Genomic DNA, 1196 nt, shown 5'->3' with positions numbered 1-1196 from the left:
CACACTCCCACCGCGAAAGCTTTGCGTCGCAGGCCTCGGCCGGTCCGTCGGCAACTCCAGCAGCCCCGGCGCTCCTCGGAGGTGCGCCACCCAGTAGTTCAGCTGTTCCTCGAACTCCCCCCGGGCCAACCGTTCGCGCTGCCACTGTGCATAATCAGCGTACTGAATCGGCAATGGTGGCAATGTGTCCCGCTTACCTTCGCGATATGCGCTGTAGAGGGCTGTAAGTTCCCGGAGAAGCACTCCAACGGACCACCCATCGGACACGATATGGTGCATGGTTATAGCAAGCACGTGCTCAGCTTCTCGCAGACGCAGGAGCCGACCGCGAATCAGTGGCCCTGAGCTCAGATCGAAACGAGTTGTCGATTCCTCACGTAACTGCCGGTCTACCGCAGCTGACTGTGCGGTTGGGTCAAGCTCCGACAAATCCACATGCACCAGTGCAAACGGGGCGGTCGGCTCGATCTCCTGAACGGGCTCCCCGTCGACCTGAGTCAAAACTGTGCGCAATATTTCGTGCCGCTGGACGACCGTTTCCAGCGCTGCCTGCAGCGCACGACGATCCAGATTTCCATACAGGCGTACGGCGATGGGTATGTTGTAGGCGGCGTTGCTGTTCTCCAGCTGTTCGATAAACCAAAGCCGTTGCTGCGCCCCGGAAGTCCGAACCCGAACTTTCGCAGCCTTCTCTCGTGGGTAGCGAGTGATGATTTGCTGCCGAGACCGTTGAGCTCTCTTCTTCTCCAGAAGCAGTTGAAACAGTTTTGCCTGATGCTCCGACAGGGTGCGCAGCTTTTCTTCCGCTTCAGACCTTCTGATCACGTGGTTTCCTCCAATTTCATTGCCTGAAGCAGCTTCCTGACCTCGTCCTCAGACATCGATGCAATTGCTTCAAGGAGCTGCTCTGCTTCAGCGTTACCATCCGCGCTATCAGCGATCAGCTGCGCACGACGCATCTTTTCGATATGTTCAGCAAGATCCCGTAGCACCGGAAAATCAAATAGAGCTCTGATGGGTACTTCGATGAGCAAGCAGGATTGCAGCCGTGCACCCACTTGCATTGCCCACAGCGAGTGCCCGCCCAGCTCAAAAAAGTTGTCCTGGCGACCCACCCGCTCCACATGCAACAACTCCTGCCAGATCCCCGCCAGCACCTCCTCCACCTCGCCCTGCGGCGCTTCATACTCTCGACT

At 57.9% G+C, this 1196-nt stretch carries 2 protein-coding genes; both read right to left on the bottom strand.

The window, feature by feature from the left end:
- Window positions 1–825 (bottom strand): condensation domain-containing protein (locus JM946_RS29860; RefSeq protein WP_203171115.1); only part of this gene is annotated, 825 nt, incomplete at its 3' end.
- Window positions 822–1196 (bottom strand): phosphopantetheine-binding protein (locus JM946_RS29855; RefSeq protein ID WP_203171114.1); only part of this gene is annotated, 375 nt, incomplete at its 5' end. The genes JM946_RS29860 and JM946_RS29855, both read right to left, overlap by 4 nt.

The organism is Steroidobacter gossypii (genome assembly GCF_016801985.1).
GTDB lineage: Bacteria > Pseudomonadota > Gammaproteobacteria > Steroidobacterales > Steroidobacteraceae > Steroidobacter > Steroidobacter gossypii.
Note: the sequence above shows the minus strand (reverse complement) of the source record. Positions and strands in the feature narration are given on the sequence as shown.